At 71.0% G+C, this 21,131-nt stretch carries 20 protein-coding genes; 4 read left to right on the forward strand and 16 right to left on the reverse strand.

From position 1 onward, the window contains the following. The first annotated feature begins 10 nt into the window (after positions 1-10). Positions 11-1,990, forward strand: coding sequence for an aminotransferase class I/II-fold pyridoxal phosphate-dependent enzyme (locus ITI46_RS07085; protein ID WP_209238552.1), 1,980 nt, complete (start codon positions 11-13; stop codon positions 1,988-1,990). A 78-nt stretch (positions 1,991-2,068) separates the two neighbouring features. Here the strand turns inward: ITI46_RS07085 and ITI46_RS07090 are convergent, their stop codons facing one another. The 5 genes from ITI46_RS07090 to ITI46_RS07110 all read right to left on the reverse strand — a co-directional run bounded on the left by ITI46_RS07090 (position 2,069) and on the right by ITI46_RS07110 (position 7,008). Then, complete coding sequence (locus tag ITI46_RS07090) at positions 2,069-2,497, reverse strand: cupin domain-containing protein (RefSeq protein ID WP_209238553.1); 429 nt, start codon at positions 2,495-2,497, stop codon at positions 2,069-2,071. A 238-nt stretch (positions 2,498-2,735) separates the two neighbouring features. Next, positions 2,736-3,725, reverse strand: coding sequence for an AraC family transcriptional regulator (locus tag ITI46_RS07095; RefSeq protein WP_209238554.1), 990 nt, complete (start codon positions 3,723-3,725; stop codon positions 2,736-2,738). Between the two features lie 258 nt (positions 3,726-3,983). Beyond that, on the reverse strand, positions 3,984-4,802 hold the full coding sequence (locus ITI46_RS07100; protein WP_209238555.1) for an alpha/beta fold hydrolase: 819 nt from the start codon (positions 4,800-4,802) through the stop codon (positions 3,984-3,986). A 316-nt stretch (positions 4,803-5,118) separates the two neighbouring features. Beyond that, a complete protein-coding gene (locus ITI46_RS07105; RefSeq protein WP_209238556.1) occupies positions 5,119-6,051 on the reverse strand; it encodes a serine hydrolase in 933 nt (310 codons plus the stop codon). A gap of 525 nt (positions 6,052-6,576) precedes the next feature. After that, positions 6,577-7,008 (reverse strand): winged helix-turn-helix transcriptional regulator, encoded by a 432-nt coding sequence (locus ITI46_RS07110; RefSeq protein WP_209238557.1) that lies wholly within the window; start codon positions 7,006-7,008, stop codon positions 6,577-6,579. A gap of 102 nt (positions 7,009-7,110) precedes the next feature. Between ITI46_RS07110 and ITI46_RS07115 the strand changes: the two genes are divergently transcribed. After that, positions 7,111-7,734 (forward strand): NAD(P)-dependent oxidoreductase, encoded by a 624-nt coding sequence (locus ITI46_RS07115; protein ID WP_209238558.1) that lies wholly within the window; start codon positions 7,111-7,113, stop codon positions 7,732-7,734. Between the two features lie 128 nt (positions 7,735-7,862). Here the strand turns inward: ITI46_RS07115 and ITI46_RS07120 are convergent, their stop codons facing one another. The 9 genes from ITI46_RS07120 to ITI46_RS07160 all read right to left on the reverse strand — a co-directional run bounded on the left by ITI46_RS07120 (position 7,863) and on the right by ITI46_RS07160 (position 16,703). Then, positions 7,863-8,141 (reverse strand): YxzC family protein, encoded by a 279-nt coding sequence (locus tag ITI46_RS07120; protein ID WP_247745596.1) that lies wholly within the window; start codon positions 8,139-8,141, stop codon positions 7,863-7,865. A gap of 147 nt (positions 8,142-8,288) precedes the next feature. Beyond that, positions 8,289-9,638 (reverse strand): cytochrome P450, encoded by a 1,350-nt coding sequence (locus tag ITI46_RS07125; protein WP_307808083.1) that lies wholly within the window; start codon positions 9,636-9,638, stop codon positions 8,289-8,291. A gap of 38 nt (positions 9,639-9,676) precedes the next feature. Then, positions 9,677-10,840, reverse strand: coding sequence for a selina-4(15),7(11)-diene synthase (locus ITI46_RS07130; protein ID WP_247745597.1), 1,164 nt, complete (start codon positions 10,838-10,840; stop codon positions 9,677-9,679). A gap of 265 nt (positions 10,841-11,105) precedes the next feature. After that, the gene (locus tag ITI46_RS07135) at positions 11,106-12,647 is read right to left on the reverse strand and encodes a cytochrome P450 (protein ID WP_209238560.1); all 1,542 of its coding nucleotides are present in this window, start codon (positions 12,645-12,647) and stop codon (positions 11,106-11,108) included. Continuing rightward, positions 12,644-13,264, reverse strand: coding sequence for a GTP-binding protein (locus ITI46_RS07140; RefSeq protein WP_209238561.1), 621 nt, complete (start codon positions 13,262-13,264; stop codon positions 12,644-12,646). Before ITI46_RS07140 ends, ITI46_RS07135 begins: the two co-directional genes overlap by 4 nt. Further along, the gene (locus tag ITI46_RS07145) at positions 13,245-13,592 is read right to left on the reverse strand and encodes a DUF742 domain-containing protein (RefSeq protein WP_209238562.1); all 348 of its coding nucleotides are present in this window, start codon (positions 13,590-13,592) and stop codon (positions 13,245-13,247) included. The genes ITI46_RS07140 and ITI46_RS07145 overlap by 20 nt, the downstream gene beginning before the upstream one ends. Further along, positions 13,589-13,993 carry a roadblock/LC7 domain-containing protein gene (locus ITI46_RS07150; protein ID WP_209238563.1) on the reverse strand — a complete coding sequence of 135 codons (405 nt, stop codon included), beginning with the start codon at positions 13,991-13,993 and terminating at the stop codon, positions 13,589-13,591. Before ITI46_RS07150 ends, ITI46_RS07145 begins: the two co-directional genes overlap by 4 nt. A 3-nt stretch (positions 13,994-13,996) precedes the next feature. After that, entirely contained in the window at positions 13,997-15,535 is a 1,539-nt protein-coding gene (locus ITI46_RS07155; RefSeq protein ID WP_209238564.1) for a sensor histidine kinase, read from the reverse strand. A gap of 406 nt (positions 15,536-15,941) precedes the next feature. Continuing rightward, complete coding sequence (locus ITI46_RS07160; protein WP_307808084.1) at positions 15,942-16,703, reverse strand: molybdopterin dinucleotide binding domain-containing protein; 762 nt, start codon at positions 16,701-16,703, stop codon at positions 15,942-15,944. A gap of 222 nt (positions 16,704-16,925) precedes the next feature. Here ITI46_RS07160 and ITI46_RS07165 point away from each other — a divergent pair, with 222 nt between their 5' ends. Continuing rightward, positions 16,926-17,969 (forward strand): MBL fold metallo-hydrolase, encoded by a 1,044-nt coding sequence (locus ITI46_RS07165; RefSeq protein WP_209238565.1) that lies wholly within the window; start codon positions 16,926-16,928, stop codon positions 17,967-17,969. Between the two features lie 84 nt (positions 17,970-18,053). On the opposite strand, the gene ITI46_RS07170 is transcribed toward ITI46_RS07165, so the two are convergent. Beyond that, positions 18,054-18,989, reverse strand: coding sequence for an alpha/beta fold hydrolase (locus ITI46_RS07170; protein WP_209238566.1), 936 nt, complete (start codon positions 18,987-18,989; stop codon positions 18,054-18,056). 113 nt (positions 18,990-19,102) lie between these two features. Between ITI46_RS07170 and ITI46_RS07175 the strand changes: the two genes are divergently transcribed. Continuing rightward, positions 19,103-19,819, forward strand: coding sequence for a TetR/AcrR family transcriptional regulator (locus ITI46_RS07175; RefSeq protein WP_209238567.1), 717 nt, complete (start codon positions 19,103-19,105; stop codon positions 19,817-19,819). Positions 19,820-19,848: 29 nt separating this feature from the next. On the opposite strand, the gene ITI46_RS07180 is transcribed toward ITI46_RS07175, so the two are convergent. Next, a complete protein-coding gene (locus tag ITI46_RS07180; RefSeq protein ID WP_209238568.1) occupies positions 19,849-20,616 on the reverse strand; it encodes an LmeA family phospholipid-binding protein in 768 nt (255 codons plus the stop codon). Positions 20,617-21,131: the final 515 nt, after the last annotated feature.

Here is a 21,131-nt window from a genome sequence, read left to right on the forward strand (position 1 = left end):
GAGACCGAGCATGCGCAGATCCGCAGACATCGACGCGCTCGGGGACGTGCTGAGTGCTGCCCTCGGGTTCCGCGTGCCCGTGTGCTCCATAGCCGAACTCGGGCAGAGCGCCGAAGCGTTCGCGGCCCTGCCCCGCCCTGCGCTCGCCCGCCCCACACTGGTCGGCGGCGGAGCCCCGTACAGCCCCACCAGCCCGGCGCCCACGGCCCAGGCCCTCGATGCCCTGGTCCGGCGCGCGAAGGAACGGGACGTGCCGCAGATCCTCGTGCCGAACGTACGCCGCAGCGACGACACCAGCGCGCTGCGGGAAGCCGGTTTCCACCCCATGGCCGTCGGCAGCGAGTGCGTCGTCCGGCTGCCCGGCGAGGTGGACGAGACCCTGCGTACTCGCGTCGGCGCCGGCCGGCTCGGCGAACTGCGGCGCCGGCACCACACCGTTGCCCGCGAGCTCTCATGGGAACGGGTCCGGCTGAGCGAGCTCGGCGACAGCCCATGGGCGCGCGACGCCTTCGCCGCCCTCCACCGGCGACAAGTGGAGCGCCAGGGCGGCCGGCACAACCCGTACAACGCCGAAGCGCTCCACGCACTGGCCGGCAGCGCCCTCGCCGACCGCACCGAACTGCTCATCCGCCGCCGCCCGGACAACTCCGTGGTCCAGGCCGGACTCCTCACCAACTCCCACAACGGCCGGGGGCTCTACCACCTCGCGCAGGCCGTCGACCACGAGGACCCCGTCGCCAGGCGCGGCCTGAACGAGGCGTCCCTCTACGCCCTGTACTTGGACGCCCGGCGCTCCGGTCTGGAGTGGGTGCACCTCGGCCGGGGCGATGCCGACCACACGCGCCGCCTCGGGGCGGATCTGTTCGTGCCCCTCGACCACTGGCTGCGCGGCCCCGACCTCCCGCCGCCGGGAGGGGACGAGGAGGACGGTGCGGAGCCGGCGCTTTCGGCTTTCGCGGCTCCTGGCGTCAGCACGGTGCCGGTACCGGGCCCGGCGCGGTTCCGCCATCGGCCACGGTTCGATCTGCTCGACCTGTCGAGCAACACCAACCCGTTCCTGGGCGCCGAGAGCACCTACCCCGAGCTCGACACGGCGGAGCTCGCCAGGATCTACCTGGCCACCATCTCGAAGCTGCCCGGCCATGCCGGGGCCGGGGGGCTGAGCGCGGACCATCTGCTGTTCACCAGCGGGGCAGTCGACGGGGTCATGCTGCTCCTGGCGGCACTGGCCTCACCCGGCCAACGCGTCTGCGTCACACCGCCCACCTTCGAGCTCTACGCCCACTTCGCCCGCGTCCAGGGGCTGTCCGTGGTCGAGGTGCCGCTGAAGGGCGACGACCTGAGCGGGCTGGACGTCGACCGGATCCTGGCGGCCGACCCACGAGTGACCATGCTGTGCGATCCGAACAACCCCGTCGGCACCAGGCTCGACCCGGCACAGGTGAACGCTCTGGTGGCCGGCGGCCGTGGGCTGGTGGTGATCGATGAGGCGTACGTCGAGTTCAGCGAGCACCCCTCGTACGCCGAACTGGTCGACAGGCACGAGAACCTCATCGTGCTCAGGACGCTCTCGAAGGCGTGGGGGCTGGCCGGTGCGCGCTGCGGGATCGCCCTGGCCCATCCGGGCCTCATCGACGCGCTGCGCAGGGTCCAGGTGCCTTTCGGGTTCACCAACTGGGCGCAGCGCACTGTCCGGGACCGGCTGACCAACGCCGAGGAAGCGCTCGCCAGCGTCCAGCGCATCCGCGCCGAACGCGACCGGATGGCAGCGGCGCTGGCCGAACACCCCGCGGTCGACCGGGTGTTCCCCTCGGAGACCAACTTCCTGCTGGCGAGGCTGCACAAGCACGAGCGCGTCATGGACCAGCTGCGCGGGGCGGGAATCCTCGTCGCCGACACCGGACACCTCGTCCCGGCCACCTGCCGCATCTCCATCGGCACCCGCCGCGCGAACACCATTCTGCTCGAAGAACTCTCCGCCGCCCTGTGAAACCTCTGCGCCTTCAGCCGGGCGGACTCTTTCCGGCCGAAGGCCGAAGGTCGAAGTCTGAAGGCGCAGAGGTACGGGTCAGAGTTCGATGGGCTCGTTTTCCCCGTCCTTCATCTCGACGATCAGGAATGAGAGAACGTCCTCACCGATATTTTTGACGTCGTAGAGGTGGTATTGCCCGCTGCCGAAATGGAAATGATGGCTCTGGCCGCGGGTGTAGGAGATCTCCCGCGAGGTGCCGTCGCTCGTGTGCTGGCGGGCGCGGCCGCTGGTGAGGGCTATCCAGAAGTAGTCCAGCACATGCCGGTGAACGGGGATGCGCTCGCCCGGCGCCAGCACCGTCTCCCAGACCCGGACCGCGTCGGTCTCCTTCAGCAGCGACTGGCCGATCCGGCCGTTGTGGGCGTTGTTTTCGAACTCCTTGTGCAGCTCGGGGCTCCACCGGGCAAACCCCTCGGCGACGATTGTGCCGGCCGGAAGATCAGAGTACGCATCACTGCTGCCCACAATCGAATCCTTTCGCGGCAACCGACTCGTCCGCCAAGGCTATAGCCGAAGGAATTGAGGCGGCAAGGATCGTGATTCCCTGTCACGATTGCCCGGCGGCTTCAGGGACCGTCGAGGAGGGCCCGCAAGTATTTGCGAGAGCCTTGCTGTTGCTCAACCAGCGCTATAGGTCTCGCTGGCACACTGGGTCGTGGCCCCACCGGTTCCCCCGTGTCGGTGGGGCCACTCCCTTGCGCCGTCACGCGCGCAGGGTGACCGAGGGGGCGTGACCGTAGCGGCGGCGGTACCAGCTCGCGAACCGGCCCAGGTTGGAGAAGCCCCACCGGAACGCGATCTCCGCAACGGTGACCGGCCCGTCGGCGTCCGCCGCGACGAGATCGTGGTGCGCGCGGTCCAGCCGGACATCGCGGAGATAGGCCAGCGGCGTACGCCCCACGTACCGCTTGAACGCCTCCTGCAGGGCCCGCGGGCTGAGCCTGGCCGCCACAGCGAGGTCGGAGAGGGTGAGCGGCTGGTCGCTGCGCTCCTCGATGAGCTGGATGGCCCTGCGGACGGCGGGATGAGCCACGCACCCGATGTGACGTACCGGCTCCGAGCCCGGCAGCAGACGGTGCGTCGCCATCAAGGCGGTTGCCGCCGCCTGGGTGAGCTGCGCCGCCACCAGAGGGTTGGTGTGCGCGACACCTCCGGCCATCACCTCCCTGTGCACTGCCGCGGAGATCCCCGACCAGCTCTCGGCGGCCGCCGGCGATACCGCCCCGCCCAGCGCGAACCGCGCCTGCACCGGCTCCTCGTGCCCCAGCGCTTCGCCCGCCGCCCGGTCCACCACATCCCGGGACAGCCGGAGCGTCGTCATGCGGGCACCTGCGCCCCAGAAGACCTTGAACCTCCGGTGCGGATCGAGCACATAGGTCTCGCCGGTGTCGACGAACTGCTCCTCGCGCCCCGGCGACTCCACCCGCACCCTGCCCCGGTGCACCTGGCACACCAGCAGATACGTGGTCAGCGGCTCGGGCGCCACCAGCGTTTCGGTCCCATAGCTCAGCGCTGAGAGAGTGACCCCCGGGAAGCCGCCTTCCGCGTACCACGCGGAGAAGTCCTGCGGCCTGCTCAGCGCACGCAGCTCGTACGGGCTGTAGGCCGTACTGATCAGCTCGCGCGTCTCGTCCAGGTCGTCGCTGCGGACCAGTGTCCGCATCCGGCTGTCGTCCGCAGCGGACGCGTTCATCAGGCTTCCTCACTCACCGTCGCGTTATTCGGCCAGGGACCGCGTTCCGCGGCTAGCCTGCTCTTTCCGCAGTGAGTAACGTTCTGAATCCCAGGAGTCAAACGCCGTACACAGCCGGGGAGTTCACACAGGCAAGTATCGGCCAACTCTTGGAGACGTACCGCGCCTGGGGGTCGGGGGACCCCAGCGCTGTACGGCAGGGCCCGGACCGGTATCACCGGTCCGGGCCCTGCTGGTGCGTGCGTACGTATCCGGCTGTCAGCCCTGCTCGGCGGGGGAGGCGGGGGAGCCGGCGCCGGGTCCCGTCAGGCGGCGGAGCACGGAGCGCAGCAGCGCGTTGAACTCCGCGGGCTGCTCCACGTGCGGCATGTGACCCGACTCCTTCATGATGTGCGCCTCCCCGTGCGGGGCGAGTTCGGCGAGCGTCTCGGAGACCTCGGCGGGTATCTCCGCGTCGAGCCCGCCGTGGATGAACACGGCGGGCATGGCGAGCTGTCCGACGGTCTCCCGCGGATTGTTGCGCACCGCGTCGGTGAGGATTTCGTCGATGGACTCCGAGGAGCCGAGGATCTGCTGCGCCGTCCACTCCAGCAGCGACGGGTCGGCCAGCGGGCCGTACCAGTCCACGACCCACTGTCTCACCGTCTCCGCCCGGTCGGTACGCAGCGCCTGCCGCAGCTCGCCGAGCCGTTCCGCCTTGCGCTCCGCCGGCCAGTACCCGGGCCCGTCGACCGCGACCACCGCACGGACGAAGGAGGGCGCCCTGCCCGCCGCCTCGAGCACGATCGCGGCCCCGGCCGAGCACCCGACCAGTACCGGAGCCTCCAGCTCCAGCGCTTCGGCCAGCGCCAGCACGTCCTCGGCGTTGGCCGCGATGGTGTTGCCGCCTGCGGGCCGGCCGGAGCGGCCGCACCCGCGCCAGTCGGGGATGACGACGCGGTGGTCGCGGGCGAACTCCTCCCGCTGGGCGCTCCACACCTGGCCGCAGGTGCCCCAGCCGTGCAGCAGAATCAGCGGCTGTCCGGCCCCGTGCTCCTCGTAGAACAACTCGATGCTGTTGACAGTCGCGTAGGGCACTGATCCTCCTGCGGTGGCGTACGGGCACGGGGGACAGGTACAAGCAGGGCCCCGAGCCGAAGGACGGCTCGGGGCCTCGCCGCACGATGCTGGAATCCCCCGAGCCCCCCAGCCACGTGACAGCCCCAGGCAGCGCCGTGTCCGCCTCGCGTATTTCCCGCCCCTGGGAGTTACGCGGCGTCGCACGGCATTCACTGTCTGGTGCCGAGGACGCTACCCAAGGGGGAGAGGGCGGGCTAGCCGCGGAGCGCGGCCTTTGGCCGAATAACGCGTCCGCGAGGTGTGGCAGCTGGTCCGCCGGGTGCGGTGCGGGCCGTCACCGGTTCAGCTGGTGGTGGATCGCGCGGGAGGCGGCCTGGACCGTATCGACGCCGTCGCACATCGTCTTGCTGTCCTGGGAGAGGACCGCGATGCCGTAGTCGTGGCCGCCGCCGGTGAAGGCGCCGATGCTGTTGACGCGCCAGGCGTGCGCGTCGCGCTCCAGCCAGCCGTTCTTCACATGCACGGTGGCGTCCTTCGGAGCGCCGGACGGGGTGCCCCAGCGCTGGCCGGCGACGACCTTGTTCATCAGGCCGAGCTCGTAACCGCGGGACTTGGCGTTCAGCACCCGGTTGCCGGAGGTGAGCAGCTTGAGCAGCTTGACCTGGTCGCCTGCCGTGACCTGGCTGAGGCCCCAGTAGCCGTGCCGGCCCGGCTCGGTGTCCTTCATGCCCGCCAGGTCGAGGAAGTGCTGCACGTCACCGCGTCCGACCTCGCGCCAGAGGGTGCTGGTGGCCTCGTTGTCCGACTTGGTGATCATGGCGGTGGCGAGCTTCTTCTCCCGGGAGGTGAGCTTGCGGTGCTCCTCCTGGGTCTGCCGCAGCAGCGCGCCGAGAAGGGTGGCCTTCACCACGCTCGCCGAGTCGTACGCGGTGCCCGCGCGGTAGGTGCACGAGGTGCCCGAGGAGCGGTCGTAGAACGCGACCGCCGCCGTGCTGTGCAGCTTGCTGTGCTGCTTGCGCAGGGTGTCGGCCAGCTGGTGGGAGAGTCGGCGCGCCAGGCCGCCGTCGTCCGAGTGGCACACCACCTTCGAGGCGCCGACCCGGGCGCGGGCCGTGGTGGCGGCTGCACCGTCGGCTGCCGCCAGGGTCCCAGCGGCCGTCCCTCCGGCCAGGACGGCGGCCACCAGCCCGAGGGCGTACCGCTTACGGCGCTGTGTGGCGCCGCTGCCTTGCGGGAAGGCGTGTGTCGGTCGTCTGCTCTTCCTCATACGGGTCATCCCGTTCGGTGCTCGGTTGCCGGCGCGGCTGGGCGTCCTCGGTGACGTTGGAGCCGCGCACTCCAGGCCGGGCGGCCGTGCGGTGCCGCGTCCGCGACCGGCGATGCCGCCGCCCTGGCGGTATGGGTGGCTTCGGTGTCCGATGCCGTCGGTGTCCGATGCCGGGTACGGCTCTGCTGCACGCACTCTCGGCAGCCGGGGCGCGCTTCCTTGCGCTACGTTTCGTGATCGGCCGGTGCCGGTCCGCGTCGCTCCGCGCCGGATGCGCGGACGCTGAACCCCTGGCCGATGCGCGACCCTACGCGGCTGACGGCCGTGGCGGGAGGGCTGGGGGCCACGTTCTCGCCAGGAGAGAGAATCCTCACGGCCGGAGCACGGGCCGGATAACGGTGCACCGAGAACCGGATGCGCTGAGTCACCAGCCCACCCCTACGAACCGCGCCTTTGCGGTGACGTGACGCAGCGGGGCGGCGCGGGCTCGGGCGGGCCGCCGTGGTCGCGCCGGGCGGCCCCCGGCTATCCGGTGCTGCGGACGCGGTCGACGCGGTCGACGCGGTCGGTGCGGTCGACGCGCGCGGCGCGGGTCTTCTCCGCGTACGACTCGCGTGCGTCGAGCAGTTCGTCCCAGTGCTCCGCCACCCAGGCGCATGCGACGGCGAGGGGTTCCAGCATGCTGCGGCCCAGCGGTGTGAGTGCGTACTCGACGTGCGGAGTCGCCCCGGCATGGACCGTGCGCTCGACCATTCCGTCCCGTTCGAGGGACCGCAGCGACTGGGTGAGGACCTTCGGCGTCACCCGGCGCAGCGGCACGCGCAGTTCGGAGAACCGGCGCGGTCCGCCTTCGAGGCAGCGGATGATCAGCGCCGCCCACTTGTCGCCGAACCGGATCGGGTTGAGCGAGGACGGGCACAACTCGTCGAACATGTCGGCGGGCAGCGGATCCCTCATGGGCTCACGATAGCCGGTATCCCCTTGGTAACCGCCGCCCTCGCTAGCGTCCCGGAGGACGGCCGGGCGGATGGCTCCGGCCCGGGTGAGAGGGGATTCGTCATGAACATCGTGATCTTCGGCGCGGGCGGCAGGGCGGGGCGAAGGGCCGTCGCCGAGGCGCACCGGCGTGGCCACCAGGTCACCGCTGTGGTGCGTGATCCGGCCGGCCATCCCGAACTGACCGATGCGCGGGTCGTGGCAGGGGACGTCACGGACGCGGCGAGCGTCGAGCGGGTGGCCGCCGGGCACGATGCCGCGATCAGCGCCGCGGTGGACCTGTCCGTGCCACCGCACCAGTTCTTCACGGCCTCGTCCGAGGCCCTGACCGGCGGCCTGGCCAAAGCCGGCCTGCACCGCCTGGTCGTGGCCGGCCTCGCCTCGGTCATGCCCGGCGCTTCCGGAGCCCCGCTGATGGACGAGCCCGGTTTCCCGAACGAGTTCCGCTCCTTCTCGCTCGGCCACGCGGCCGGCCTCGAGGTGCTGCGGACCAGTGACCTGGACTGGGTGTACGTCGCTCCGGCCGGCGACTTCGACCACGACGGCCCGCGCACCGGCCGCTACCGGCGGGCCGAGCACGGCGACTGGGCCAGCCGGATCACCTACCCGGACTTCGCGGTGGCGCTGCTCGACGAAGCGACCGAGCCTCACCACCACCGCGCCACCGTCACCGTCCGCGAGGCGTGACGCGAAGTCCCCCGCCCACACTGGCCCTCGCGCCTGCCGCCCCCACCGGACCTGCTCGCCGCTCAGGGCGGACGAGCACGCCCGGTGGCCAGGGCCGGTGGCCGGGCAGCCGGCCGGTCGGCCCGGTCTCAGCTCGGGGACCCGCGGCGCCGGCGCAGCTCATCGAGCCATCCACGAACCTGCGCACTGCTGTGCAGGTACGGCTCATCCGGACCCGGCCTCAGGTCGATACCGTGGAGCAGGTCCAGCGCCCACCAGGAAAGCTCGTCCCATTCGAGCGCGTCCTCGGCGAGCCACTGTCCGGCCCACCGGTCGGCCGAATCCCGGCTCACCCGGCCCTCTGCCACAGCGGCGAACCACGCCTCGATCTCGTCGATGTCCGGCTGATCGCTGTTGCCCCCGCTCACGGCGGTCACCGTACCCGGACCAGGCGGAGGGACGCGTCCGACATCGTCGCGAGTTGCACCGCCTGGGCAGTCGGCGGGTGGCGGCTCGGCGGCGAGCGGTGCGGCGGGCTGCCACGGCCCATGAGAGGGCGTGCGAGGGCGCCCGGTTCAGGCTGCCGCATCCCGTGGCACCACCCGCATCGGAAGGCGGTCCGGGTGGGCCACCGCCGATGCCACTTCCCGTACGGAGTGGCCCTCAAGGGGCTCCATCCGCCACCGGGCCAGCACGGTGACCAGCGCGATGACGCTCTCCGTCCAGGCGAAGCCGTCCCCGATGCACTTGCGGTTGCCCGAGCCGAAGGGGATGTAGCTCTCGCGCGACTGGTCCTGGCGGCGCTCCGGCAGCCAGCGGTCCGGGTCGAACCGCTCCGGGTTCTCGTAGAGGCGCGGGTCGCGGTGCAGCGCGTAGAGGCTGAAGGCGATCTCCGTACCGGCCGGCAGCTCGGCGCCGCCGAGTTCGACCGGAGTGGCGACCCGGCGCATCAGCAGCGGGATTGCGTGCAGCCGGGAGACCTCGCGCAGCACGCGGTCGGTGTACTCCAGCTTGGGCAGGTCCTCGAAGGTGACGGGACGGTCTCCGACGACCGACCTGATCTCCTCCAGGAGGCGGTCCTCGACCTCGGGGTGGGCGGCCAGTTCGTGGAAGGCCCAGGCGAGGGTCGAGGCGGTGGTCTCCGTGCCGGCGAACAGGATGGCGACCAGTTCGTCGCGTACCTCCTGGTCGCTGAGCGCCTCACCCGTGTCACTGTCCCGGGCGGCGAGCAGGGTGGACAGCAGGTCGTCGGCCTCGGAACCGTCGTGCTTCCGGTACGCGGCGATGACATCGTCCATGACCTTGCGCAGCCGGACAGCCGCCTGGTCGAACTTCCGGTTGGCTGGAATCGGCACCTTGTCCAGCAGCTTTGGGGTGACAGCGCGCAGCAGTGCGGTCTTCAGCAGGATCGGTACGTCCCTGCGTACGGACGCCACAGCGGCAGGGCTGATGTCCGTCGAGAACATGGTGTCGGCCAGCGTGCCGACCGAGAACTCGATCAGTTCCTCGTCGACGGCGACGGTCTGCCCCGGTGTCCAGGCATCGGCCATGGCCCGGGCCCGGTCGGCCATCACCCGGGCGTACCCGGCGATCCGCTCCCGGTGGAAGGCCGGCTGCATCAGCCGGCGGTGCGGCCGGTGGATGTGCGAGGGCGCGGTCGGCAGCGAGTCCCCGATCAGGATGCGGGCCCGGACGAAGAACCTGCCCTTCTCCACATACCTGGCCTTGGTGACGAGCAGCTCGTGGGTGAGATCCGCGCTGGTGACGAAGTAGACCGGGAGAGTGCCCAGATCCACCCGGACCAGATCACCCGTCGACCGGAGGGACTGCACGAAGTCGAGCGGTCGGCGCAGCAGGGGGAGGACGTGGCCGAGCAAGGGCAGCCGCCCGGGGGCCCGGGGTATCGCGCTCAGCGCTGTGCTCACAGGATGCTCCTCTTCGTGATCCTCATGACTGCCATGGCTCAGGCGAAGGAACGGCTGTCGTGTCCGGCTGCCGTCACGTGGTCCGTGACGGGGAGATGAGGGACCCCGAGCGCCGTGTCACCGTTGACGGGCAGTCCGCCTTGCGGGACGGCGGGGACTCGCTTCTCGGGTACGGCATCCCACCACCAGGCGATGGCCGGGATGTCCAGCGGCTCCTCGCTGTCGTCGGTGGGTGTGTCCCGGAACGTGGTGGGCAGCTCGGCGGGGTCCTCCGGTGTGGTGTACCGGTGGGAGGAGATGCCCCAGTCCTGCGCGGCCCGGATGAAGCAGCTGAGGCTCTCCAGATACTGGCGCAGCTGGGGGCTTCCGGAGGCGGAGAGATGGTCGCGGAGCCGGAGGAAGAGGCACATGACACGGTCGCGTTGGGCGACGGCGACCTCAAGGGCTTCGGCCGGTTCGAGCCCGTGGTGGTGTTCCAGTACGCGCAGCACGTTGAGGTAGTACTGCTGTCCCCGGGACTCCTTGTGGTAGGAGAAGAGGTCGTTGTCCCACGTGATGATGAAATAGGCCATCTCGGCAGCGGCCCGTACCGAGGTGGCGTCCCTCTCGTGCGGCTGGAGTTCGTAGCCGTAGCCCATCTCCAGCAGCGGCATGACGACCGATGTGGCGCCGTCGTACAACCGCATCAGGGCGTAGTCGTTGAGGTCGGGAACGGTGTTCTTGCTGCGATGCGACGCCTCCCACACCACCGACAGGAAGTACTCCCGCAGCGCGTCGACCCAACGGGCCAGTTGGGCTGGTGTCGCATGCTGTTCCATCCGCCGACGCAGATCCCGCAGTCCTGCGGCCAGGGAGTCCCCGGTGAGCATGGCCGCTTCCGGGTTCTGGGCGATGCGCAGCAGCCGGGAGAGCTCGGGGACGAGCTCCTTGGGGTCGGTGCCGAGTTCGCCCTCCTCGCAGTGGCCGTCGTCGACGCCGAAGAGCCACAGGACGAAGTCGGCCAGGAGCGAGATGACCTCCTCGTCGCCCTCCGGGAGGATCCGGGCGGCGAAGGTGCCGATCTCCTGGCCGACCAGCTTCTCGCGGAGTTCGGGTGAGCCGATGTCGAAGGTCCGTGCCCAGGCGGCGGTCTGTTGGTCGATCAGCTTGTGCCGGGGATGTATCGCGGGGGGTATCGGAGAATAGACGGGGGGGATCAGCATCCCGTGCTCCACTGTCGATCACCTCGGTCGTTCTGCGGCAACGCCGCTTTCGTGGCCGAACTCTTGGGAAGGCCGGTGGTGGCGCGCCGGTGTCCCGTCGCGACGCCCACGTACACGGCAAGCACTCATGCCACGACCCGCCCGGTGGGGCGGGTCGTAAGCGGCGGGGAGAGGTTGACGTATCGCGGCCATCACCTGCTCATATGTATCCACGGCAACAAGTGCCTATTCGCGTCACAGGGAAACCAGCGGTTTCCGGTATTCCCTACTCGCGGTTCAGCACCCGGCTTTTCACGGCCGCCCACCTGGATTCGTGGGCGGGCCCCGGCGCGGGGGACGGCTCCGGCACGGCCCCCGCCGGCGCCGACGGCTGCCGCTGGGGGAGGGTTTCCCGGTGCGGCGCGGGTGGCGGCAGCGGCTGCCTGGCCGACGTGCTGTGAGCGCCCGTAGGCTGCCGGCCGGCCCGGCGGGGCGGGGAGAACGTCGTGGGCAGCGACACCAGCCGCCGTGACATCAGCGCGTTGTCCCGGCGCAACTCCTCCTCCGGAACGGCCAGTCGTACGTCCGGCAGCCGGAAGAGCAGCGTGTCGATCCCGGTGTCCGCGATGGCCCGGCCCAGATCCCGGCCAGGGCACTCGTGCGGACCCGCGGCGAAGGCCAGATGGGAGCGGTTGCCGTGCAGAGGGACCGACAGGTTGGGCCGGACGGCCGGGTCGACGTTTCCCGCGGCGAGCCCCAGCACCAGCATGTCGCCGGCCTTGATCCGTCGCCCGGCGAGCGTGGTGTCCCCGGTGGCCCAGCGGCCGATGCTGGTCGTCTGCGGCGGCTCGTCCCACAACACCTGTTCCAGCGCGTCGGGCAGCGTGGTGTGGCCACCGGCCAGGGTCGCCCGGAAGCGGCGGTCGGTGAGCAGCATCCGCAGTGTGTTGGAGATCAGATTGATCGTCGTCTCATTGGCCGCGACCAGCGTCAGCCGCAAGTGCTCCCGCACCTCGTCGTCGGTCAGCCGGGCCGGATGCTCGATCAGCTTGGAGCCCACGTCGTGCCCTGGGCTCGCCCGCTTGCGGTCCACCAGCCGCTGCAGGGTCTCGGTGATGAAGTTGTTGCTGTCGACGGCGGTCTCGGTGCCCTGGATCAGGTCCTTGGCGGCCTCGGCCAGCTTGGGCCCGTACTCCTCCTCCATACCGAACAGCTGGGTGATGACGCGCAGCGGAAGCTGCTCGGCGAACTGCTCGACCAGATCGGCCTTCCCGGCGTCCTGGAAGTCGTCGATGAGCTGGTGCGTGAAGCGGATGACGTAGCGGCGGATGCCGCGCGCCTCGAAACGGGACAGGCTGTCGGTGAGCGCCTGGCGCAGCCGCCGGTGCTCCATGCCGTCCGCGAACACACACAGCGGCTGCCACATGGTCACCGGCGCCAGCGGGTGGTCAGGTCCGATCCGGCCTTCCCGCATGGCCCGCCAGTGGCGGGAGTCCCTGGAGTACAGCGACGGCGTGCGGGCCACTTCGAGGTTCTCCCGATGGCCGAGCACCAGCCAGGCTTCCACGTCGCCGGGCAGCAGCACCGGGGCCACCGGGCCGTGCTCGGCGCGCAGCTTCTCGTACAGGCCCATGGGGTCCGTCTCGGCCTCGGGGCCGAAGAGGGGGCGCAGGCTCGCGGCGGTGCCGCTCGCGGCACCGCCGACGTGCGCGGGACAGCCGGGCGGCGGGGAGGCAGCCGCGGCGGTCCCTCCACCGGGCCCGGGCTGCGGGGACGGTGCCTGCGGCTCCTGCGGCTCGTACGAGGGGTCGGGGGATTGCGGGGTCACGTCGTCGCCTCCGAAGTCATGGCGAGGGAATACAGATGCCGCATCAGCGACAGCAGGACGTCCTTGCTGGACTCCCGGCTGCGGGCGTCGCACATCAGCAGCGGCACGTCGTCGGCCAGGTCCAGCGCCTCGCGCAGCTCCTCGTCCGCGTAGGAAGGCGCCCCGTCGAACGCGTTGACGGCCACCACGAACGGCGTCTGCGACTCCTCCAGGCGGCCGAGCACATCGAAGCTCGCCTCCAGCCGCCTGGTGTCGACGAGCACCACAGCGCCCAGCGCGCCTTCGAACAGGCCGTTCCACAGGAACCAGAAGCGCTGCTGCCCGGGGGTGCCGAAGACATACAGGACCAGCTCGTCGTTGAGGCTGATGCGGCCGAAATCCATGGCCACCGTCGTCATCCTCTTGCGCTCGACGCCCGCGAGATCGTCGACGCTGACACTGGCCTGCGTCATCGTCTCCTCGGTCGTCAGCGGCCGGATCTCGCTCACCGAGCGGACCAACGTCGTCTTGCCCACGCCGAAACCGCCCACGATGACGATCTTGACAGCGGACGTGGCCGATGACGGCAGCGCGTCCTCACTCCGAGGCCCCACCGTCTCAGAGGTTCTGGAGTCCATGGATCACCGCCTTGATGATGTCGATGTCGGGAAGAGACGGGACCGGTGTCCTGGCTTCCACATGGTCTTCTGCCAAGAGATCCGCGAGCAGCACGGTGACGATGCTCACCGGAAGTTCCAGGTGGGCCGAGATCTCCACCACGGACAGCGGGGACTGGCACACCCGCAGGATGGACTCGTGCTCCGGCTGCATGCCGATCCGGGGTGCGGTACGGGCCATGATCAAGGTGACCAGGTCAAGACCGGTCTCCTCGGATCCGCTGCGCCCGCCGGTCAGGACGTACAGCCGCTCAGGGCTGCCCTCGTCCCACTCAGCGTCCGGCGTCATCGGGCCAGCCGGTCGCCACGCGGCGGGCTGGTCAGGTGGGCACCGATCCGTGCGACGAGGTCCCGCATCTGCTGCCCCACAAGGCCCATGTCGACGCCTTCGTCGACCAGCACGACCAGATGAGCTCCCTCGCCGGCGGCCATCAGATGCAGGAAGCCGCCGTCCACCTCCATGACGACCATCCGCATCTGGCCGTTGCTGTGCGGGAACTCTTCGGCCGCCGCCCCGGCCAGGCTCTGGACGCCCGCACCGATCGCCGCCAGCCGGTCGGACGTGTCCCTGTCCGGCGGGCACTGGGCCATGCACAGACCGTCCGACGACAGAAGAACGACGTGGCGAGTCTGCGGAACGCTCTCCGCCAAGTCCTTAAGCATCCAGTCCATGTCGGGCTGCCGAACCATCGCTTACTCACCTTCATTCGACGACTTGTCGCTCTGTTCCTGGGCGGCAGCCGTTGCTGATCGCTTGCCGGACAGACCTTCCTGGAAGGCGCCCATCCACATTCCGGGCGCCGGGCTCTCCGGTACCGTCGCGTCCGGCTCGGCCTGCTGCTGCGGCGTGGGAGTGCTGCTCGCAGTTGGGCGGGCGCCGGCCCGGCCGCGACGGCTGCGGCGCTGCGGCAGGCCGCTGGCCGTACGCTCGACGACCTCTGGTGTCTCCTCGTCCATCCGCTCCTGTTCCCCGAGGCTTGAGGCCGGCGGTGCGAGCTTCGTGGCCGAGGGAACGGAGGGAGCGGGCCGGTCCGACGGTCCCTGCCCGGAGGCGGCGCCGATGCCGTGGGCGCGCCCGCTCGCCGGCGCAGTGGTGACCAGTTCGTGGGGGACGACCAGGACCGCGCGTACGCCCCCGTACGAGGAAGGCGCCAGCGACACCTGGAAGTCGTACTCCTGCGCGAGGCGCCCCACCACGGTCAGGCCGAGGCGCGGTGCTTCGCCGAGGTCGTTGAGGTCGATGCCCTCACGGGCGGTCTCGAGCATGCGCTCGGCCCGTTCCCGCGCCTCCTCGCTCAGCCCGAAGCCGCCGTCCTCGATCTCGATGGCGATGCCCGCGTGCACCTCGCTCGCGGTCAGGTGGACCCGCGTCTGCGGCGGCGAGTAGGTGGTGGCGTTGTCCAGCAGCTCGGCGAGCGAGTGGATCAGCGGCTCCACGGCCCGGCCGACGACGGCGACCTCAGCGACCGAGTGCAGGGAGACCCGCTGATAGTCGGCGATCCGGGACATGGCGCCGCGCAGCACGCTGTAGAGCGGAACGGCCTGGCTCCACTGCCGGCCCGGCCTGGCCCCGCCGAGCACCGCGATGGTGTCGGCGAGCCGGCTGATCAGGGCGTTGCTGTGGTCGAGGCGCAGCAGGTCCGCGAAGAACTCTCCGCTGTCGCCGTGCCGTTCCTCCATCTCCCGCAGGTCGGTGGCCTGGCGGTGCACGACGGCCTGCACACGGCGGGCGATGTTGACCACACCTCGCTGCGCGGAATCGCGCAGGGACTCCTCGGCCGTGACCGCCTCGACCACCGAGCGCAGCAGCTCGTGATGGGCAGCCTCGAACTCGGCCCCGGACCCGTGCTCCGGGCCGGCGATGGACAACGAGCGCACCACCTCCTCGGCGAACTCGCCGCGGCGCAGCCGCTCCACCGCCTCGGGCAGCCGGTCCTTGGCCAGCTGCACCGTCGCCGATTCCTGCTGCCGCAGGCGGTGCTGGAGCGCCTGATGTTGCTCCGCATACGTTGCCTGCAACGTCGTCAGCGCCCTGCCGCGTCGCAACAACTCGCCTGTGATGAGAGCCACAGCGGCGACGCCGACGACTCCGCACGCGACGACCGCGGCCCCGGCACCTTCAGGGACCTGGACGGCCGCGACGGTTGTGGCGACCGCCATGGCAAGTGTGGGCAGCCACCACCACAGATGGGCGGACCGTTGACCTCCGGGAGATGATCCCGTGCGCATCATCAGCGTCCTCAAATCGTTCGACAGGCTGAGCAAAGAGGCGATGGGGGAGCAACGAGTCCACCTCCGGCCCTCTGCGCCGGGCACACCCCGACCGGTCCGGGACCCGTTGCAGGGCAAGACGTTGCCGGGGCAACTCAGTGAGACTCCGTCATGCCGAGGCTGCAGCAGCATAACCAGAAACGATCAACGGCTCTCAATCGAGGCACCGTTCGACCCGTTCGGCCCGCGCAAGGATATGGCGAAAGTCGATCGCGGCCGTGTCCAGTTCTCGGTAACTCGGTGAACACTCTGTGAGAAGCGGGCGCCATCCACCTCGCCATCACTCGCGGGTGAGCGGGTGTCAGGGCGGGGTGAGCCGGTGTCAGAGCGGCCCACACCGAAGCTCGGGATGGCCCGCTGCACCGCGTCAGTCGGCCGCTGTGACCGGTTCCACGCGGGCGGGGACGTGTTTGTGCCAGGGAGTGCCCGCGATGGGGTCCCGCAGGTGGAGCGAGGTGAGTTCGTTGGGCGCGACGCCACTGCTGCCGTGCTCCGGGTGGTCGACCCCGTAGCCGTTGGGCAGTGACACATGCCCCGGCTGCATGGCGTCGGTGATCTCCACCCGGGCCTCGGCGCTGCCCCGTTCCGTGCTGACCCGGGCCGGGTCCCCGTCGGACAGCCCGAGGCGCGCGGCGTCGACCGCGCTGATGCGCAGGGCACCCTCCGTGTCCCGGCGGCGCCAGCGGGGGTCGCGGATGATGGTGTTGGCGGTGAAGGAGCGGCGCTCCCCCGCGGTCAGCACGAAGGGGTAGGCATCGCTGACCCAGCCCGGCCCCGTACGGTTCAACCCGGGCAGCTGTGAGAGCAGTTCGGGGATGGCGACGGTGAAGCGCCGGTCGGGGCGCCGCACATAGGCCCACACGTCGTCCCAGCCGTCGGCGGTGAAGGTGACACCCGCGGGGTTGGCCACGATCGCGTCGAACAGGGCGTCACCGTCCGCGTGCCCCGCGCGCCGGTTCAGCCGCTGGGTGAGGATGTTGCGTCCGATCTTCAGGGCCGCCTCGAACTCGCCGAAGCGCTTCGAGTCGTAGTACGCCTCCCGCAGCACCAGCGGCGTCCACCAGTCCCCGAGCAGATCGACGGTCCGCGCGATCGAGCAGGGCCAGGACCCGAACGGAGTGCGCTTCACGGCCCCCACTTTATCGGTCTCCCAGAGAAACCAACCCGTGTCCGGCGGCGTCCTGGCTGCTGTGAGACTGATCAACTGGCCGACCGCCCGGTGGTGTTGGCCGCATATCGGCCCACCCCGCACCAGCCACACGCGCTGACCACGCGAACCACGCACCAAGGGCCGACCGCAGAACTCACCTGTACCCATGACGACTTCCCGCAGCACCAGGAGGGGACCCCCATGACCCATGCATCGCGCCACGAACGGCAGGCCGAGGCTCTCTCCAGACGCCGTTTCGGGCGGCTGGCCGCGCTGACGCTCGCCGCGGGCAGCGCCGGAGCCGGCTCGCTCACCCTCGCTTCCCCGGCGATGGCGGCTGCCGGAGGGGAGGGGCAGGTCTACTACGACCGTGCCCGCAAGCTGGCCGGGGACGACCCCGTGCTGCGCACCCTCGTGAAAGCGCTGACGCCCGGCGCCACCGTCCCCCGCCCACCCGCGCCGGAGCCGCTGAAGATATTCGACAACCTCGCCATGCTCAGCGTCGGCTGGGTGTCGGCCATGGCTGTGCTGACCGACGACGGCATCGTGCTGATCGATGCGCTCACCTCGTCCCAAGAGGCCGAGGACGTCCTCGTCCCGGGACTCCGTACGCTGGGGGCCGATCCCGAGACGATCAAGTACGTCATCGTCACCCACGGCCACGACGACCACTACGGCGGGGCGCGGTATCTCGCCGAACGCTACGGAACCCGCGTGCTGATGGCACCGGCCGACTGGGACCTCGTCGCCCGCACCGACCCGGAGCACGCCCCCGCCCGGGACCTGGACATCAGGGACGGGCAACGGCTCACGCTCGGCGGCACGACGATCCAGCTGCACCACACCCCCGGCCACACGCCGGGCACCGTCTCCCCGGTCTTCCCGGTGCAGGCGGGCGGCGAGCGCCATACGGCCATGCTGTGGGGCGGCGTCAACCCGCCGGCCACCCCCGCCGAGCTGCGCACCTACCTGGCCTCGATCCACTCCTTCCGGGCCCGGATGCGGCTGGAGAACGTGGACGTCGAGCTGTCCAACCACCCCAACGACAACGGCCTCGAACGCGCCGAGCAGCTGCGGAACGACCCGCACGGACCGAACCCCTTCGTTCTCGGCCGGCACGGCACGCAGCGGTTCATGAGGGTCATGGACCTCATGCTGCGCGGCAGGCTCGCCGACGCGGAAGCGACGGCCGGCAACGGGGGCACACAGCGTGCGCACGGTGCCGCGGAGCGGACATGCTGCTGAGCTGAACCGCTCGCCGGCTCGCCGCCCCGATGATGCCTCCCTCCCGGAACCGGCCGGTGGGACGGGAGGGGAGCGACCGGGGCTTCACCCGGCGGGTGGTACGGGCGGGTGGTGAGCTGTTTCGGCGAGCGCCCGCAGTTCCGTGGCGACGGAGTGCCATGAGCACGCGGGGAGTTCGTGTCCGACCTCGGGGAGGACGACCAGGCGCGAGCCCGGGATGCGGGAGGCGATCGCCTTGGCTGCGCCGGGTTTGATGAGGGGGTCGTCCTCCCCGTGCAGCACGAGGGTTGGCCGGGTGATGGCGCTGATCGGCGGGCCGTGCCACTGGGCGCCGATCTGCCGGCTCTGGGCCCGCTGGTCGTGCACCCCGCTGTCGGCGTTGCGCTCGGCGGCTTCCCGTGCACTCTGCTCGTCGAAGGGGCGGTTGGGCGAGGCGAGGAGCCGCGAGACGGCGACGCCGGCGGCGACGGCCCCCTCCGGGGTGTCGGGGAACGTGAGCCGCGCGAACTTCCCCAGCGTCCGCAGCCGGATGTACGGCATGGTCCGCAGCCCGGTGGCGTCTCCGGGTACCGCTGCCATGGAGGTCAGCGTCCGCACCCGGTCGGGGTGTCGTAGCGCCACGCGCTGCGCTACGGCACCGCCGAGCGAGACGCCCAGCAGGTGGGCCGAGCGCCAGCCCAGAGCGTCCATCACCGCTGCGGCGTCGTCCGCCATGTCCTCGGCCGTGTACGCCTCGCCGCGCTTGCCGAAGAGCGCGGCGATCGGGTTGCGGGTTGCGGTGGCGGGCAGATGGGTCGACTCCCCGCCGTCACGCTGGTCGTACCGGGCCACCGCGAAACCCTGTGCGGCCAGCATCCGGCACAGCCCGTCCGGAACCCAGAGCCGGTTGACTCCCAGCCCTGTGGCCAGCAGGAGCGGTTCCCCGTCCTGCCCTTCGGTCAGCTGGTCGAAAGCCAGCCGTACATGGCCGTTCTGCGCCCAGCGGACGGGGCTCCAGGGGTGGGGCGACGACGAGGACACGGGACCTCCCAATAATTGCGACCGGTGTTCGCGGTTTTAGGGTAGGGGATGCACCGTGGAGCCGAGAAATCGGGGACCACAGAAAGCGGGGAACACAGAAAGCGGATGGACGCATGACTCCGGAACCCGTGATCGTCTGGACGCGGCCCGAACGCGGCGCCCGCGGCCCCGCCGCGCTGCACAGCCGCGGGGAACTGGCCGCGGTCGCCGTCGAACTCGCGGACGCCAAAGGGCTGTCGGCGGTGTCGATGCGTCAGGTGGCCAAGGAGCTGGGCACCGGTCAGGCTTCCCTCTACCGCTATCTCTCCAGCCGTGACGATCTGCTCGACCTGATGGCCGACATGGTGACCGGGCAGATCGACCTCGGCGTCCCGCTCGGCGGCGACCCCGTCGAGGATCTGCTCGCCCTTGCGGCCCGGACCAAGCGCGTACACCTGGAACACCCCTGGCTGTCCGACATCCCGCCCGAGCCCCTGCGGCTGGGGCCCCGGGGCCTGGACTACCTGGAGTACGCGCTGCACGCACTGGCGCCCACCGCGCTGTCCGGCCGTACCAAGATGGAAGTCGTCGCCCTGATGAACGCTCTGATCGCACAGTTCGCCCGTGCGGAGCTCCAGCGCGGGCGCACGGACACCGACCGCCGGCAGGCGCAGGCCGCCTATCTCGGCACGGCCGCCGCCCAGGGAGACCGGCCGCACCTCGCCGCCGCCATGGCAGACGCCGCCACGGCCGGCCAGGCCGGGACCGACCCGGCCCAGGACCCCGATCCGCTGTTCACCCGGACCATGCGCCGGGCGCTCACCGCACTCGTGGAGTCAGGCCCGCGCTGAGCTTCCCGTCCGGCACCTCGTGCGCAGGGTCAGGCGCCCTTGCTCCCGGAGCCCCCGGGACCGGAATCGCATCCGGAGGAGGCGTCCGCGTCTCCGCCGGCGGAGCGCAGGCTGTCGGGGGAGAACCGGAAGTCCAGAGCGAGCCCGTCGTCGGTGGCTTCGGCACCGGTGGGCTGCACGCCCTTGGGGAGCTTGCCGATGCCGACGGTACGCGGGCCGAGCTGGTCGGCGAACCGGTCCATGCCGGGCAGCGAGGTGAGCGTACTGAGCTTCATCTGCTGGCCCATGACGTTGACGCTGTCCGGGGTGACGGTCAGCCCGCGCGGGCCGGCCGACACCTTGTTCAGCACGGTCACCGGGATTCCGGTGTCGCCCACGGTGCCCGAGAGGGTGAGATGGCGCCCGTCCGTGCCGGGCTTCATCCCCCGCACCTGCTTCGGCAGCCGCTTGGCGATCTCGTCGTAGCCCACGGTGACGGTGGCCGATCCGGAGGTGGCGCTGCCGTCGGTGGACACGCCGTGCAGCGCTGCGTCCACGGCGAAGGACGTGCCGTCGTGCCGGACCTTGTCGGCGCCGATGTGCAGCGTGCCGACGTGGCCGGTCAGTGTCTTCAGGCCGGCCAGCGGGTCGGTGAGCTCCGCGTGCACCCCGGTGGCGGTGTCGCCCAGCCGGCACCGGGTCGCTTCGGCCGCACGCTCCTGGGCCTTGTGCTCGACCAGGGCGTTGGTGCCGCCGCCCGCTGCGATGACGGCGGCGAGCGCGGCGGTGGAGACGAGGACGGTACGGCGGGTCTTCATGGGGGAGGTACTCCCATCTGCTACAGGGCGCCGGTCCGTGGCGCAGGGCACCGGCCCGACCGGTGAGGGCCCGCGGCGGTTGCCCGGCGGACACGGCGGTCGAGGGGGGATGGGCACGGTGGTCGATGGTCGACGGGCTGGGGTGCTGTGGACACCGACGACGGCGTCGGTGCCGGCATCCGGCGTCATGGGCGGAGACCGTCGCCGGGGAGCCCGCGGCCCTGCCCGGCGGAGTGCCGGAACGCCGGGCCCGACCGGGCCGGCGCCGCACCTGTGCGCCGCTTCCGCGTCCGCAGCCGATGACCGCCGGAGCGAAAGGGGCACTTCGGGCGAGTATGCCACGACACCGGGCCCGCACCGTGCGGGCTGCGTCACACGGTCCGCCACCCCTGCCGCCCCGTCGGCGGACGCCCACGGAACGTGGCGGGATCCGCGCCGGGCCGCACGGACTGTGCACGGCGCCGCACGAGCCGGAGGCGCCGCCCCGTCCTCGCAGGGGCGACGGCGGACAGCCG

It is taken from the genome of Streptomyces oryzae, from assembly GCF_017676365.1.
Classification (GTDB): domain Bacteria; phylum Actinomycetota; class Actinomycetes; order Streptomycetales; family Streptomycetaceae; genus Streptomyces; species Streptomyces oryzae.

What these genes read in the sequence shown, in the direction of transcription:
- ITI46_RS07175 (WP_209238567.1), top strand. Translation starts at nt 19,103, where the DNA reads ATGACTCCGGAACCCGTGATCGTCTGGACGCGGCCCGAACGCGGCGCC.
- ITI46_RS07165 (WP_209238565.1), top strand. Translation starts at nt 16,926, where the DNA reads ATGACCCATGCATCGCGCCACGAACGGCAGGCCGAGGCTCTCTCCAGA.
- ITI46_RS07105 (WP_209238556.1), bottom strand. Translation starts at nt 6,051, where the DNA reads ATGAGGAAGAGCAGACGACCGACACACGCCTTCCCGCAAGGCAGCGGC.
- ITI46_RS07180 (WP_209238568.1), bottom strand. Translation starts at nt 20,616, where the DNA reads ATGAAGACCCGCCGTACCGTCCTCGTCTCCACCGCCGCGCTCGCCGCC.
- ITI46_RS07130 (WP_247745597.1), bottom strand. Translation starts at nt 10,840, where the DNA reads ATGCTGATCCCCCCCGTCTATTCTCCGATACCCCCCGCGATACATCCC.
- ITI46_RS07095 (WP_209238554.1), bottom strand. Translation starts at nt 3,725, where the DNA reads ATGAACGCGTCCGCTGCGGACGACAGCCGGATGCGGACACTGGTCCGC.
- ITI46_RS07085 (WP_209238552.1), top strand. Translation starts at nt 11, where the DNA reads ATGCGCAGATCCGCAGACATCGACGCGCTCGGGGACGTGCTGAGTGCT.
- ITI46_RS07115 (WP_209238558.1), top strand. Translation starts at nt 7,111, where the DNA reads ATGAACATCGTGATCTTCGGCGCGGGCGGCAGGGCGGGGCGAAGGGCC.
- ITI46_RS07155 (WP_209238564.1), bottom strand. Translation starts at nt 15,535, where the DNA reads ATGATGCGCACGGGATCATCTCCCGGAGGTCAACGGTCCGCCCATCTG.
- ITI46_RS07110 (WP_209238557.1), bottom strand. Translation starts at nt 7,008, where the DNA reads ATGAGGGATCCGCTGCCCGCCGACATGTTCGACGAGTTGTGCCCGTCC.
- ITI46_RS07145 (WP_209238562.1), bottom strand. Translation starts at nt 13,592, where the DNA reads ATGACGCCGGACGCTGAGTGGGACGAGGGCAGCCCTGAGCGGCTGTAC.
- ITI46_RS07140 (WP_209238561.1), bottom strand. Translation starts at nt 13,264, where the DNA reads ATGGACTCCAGAACCTCTGAGACGGTGGGGCCTCGGAGTGAGGACGCG.
- ITI46_RS07150 (WP_209238563.1), bottom strand. Translation starts at nt 13,993, where the DNA reads ATGGTTCGGCAGCCCGACATGGACTGGATGCTTAAGGACTTGGCGGAG.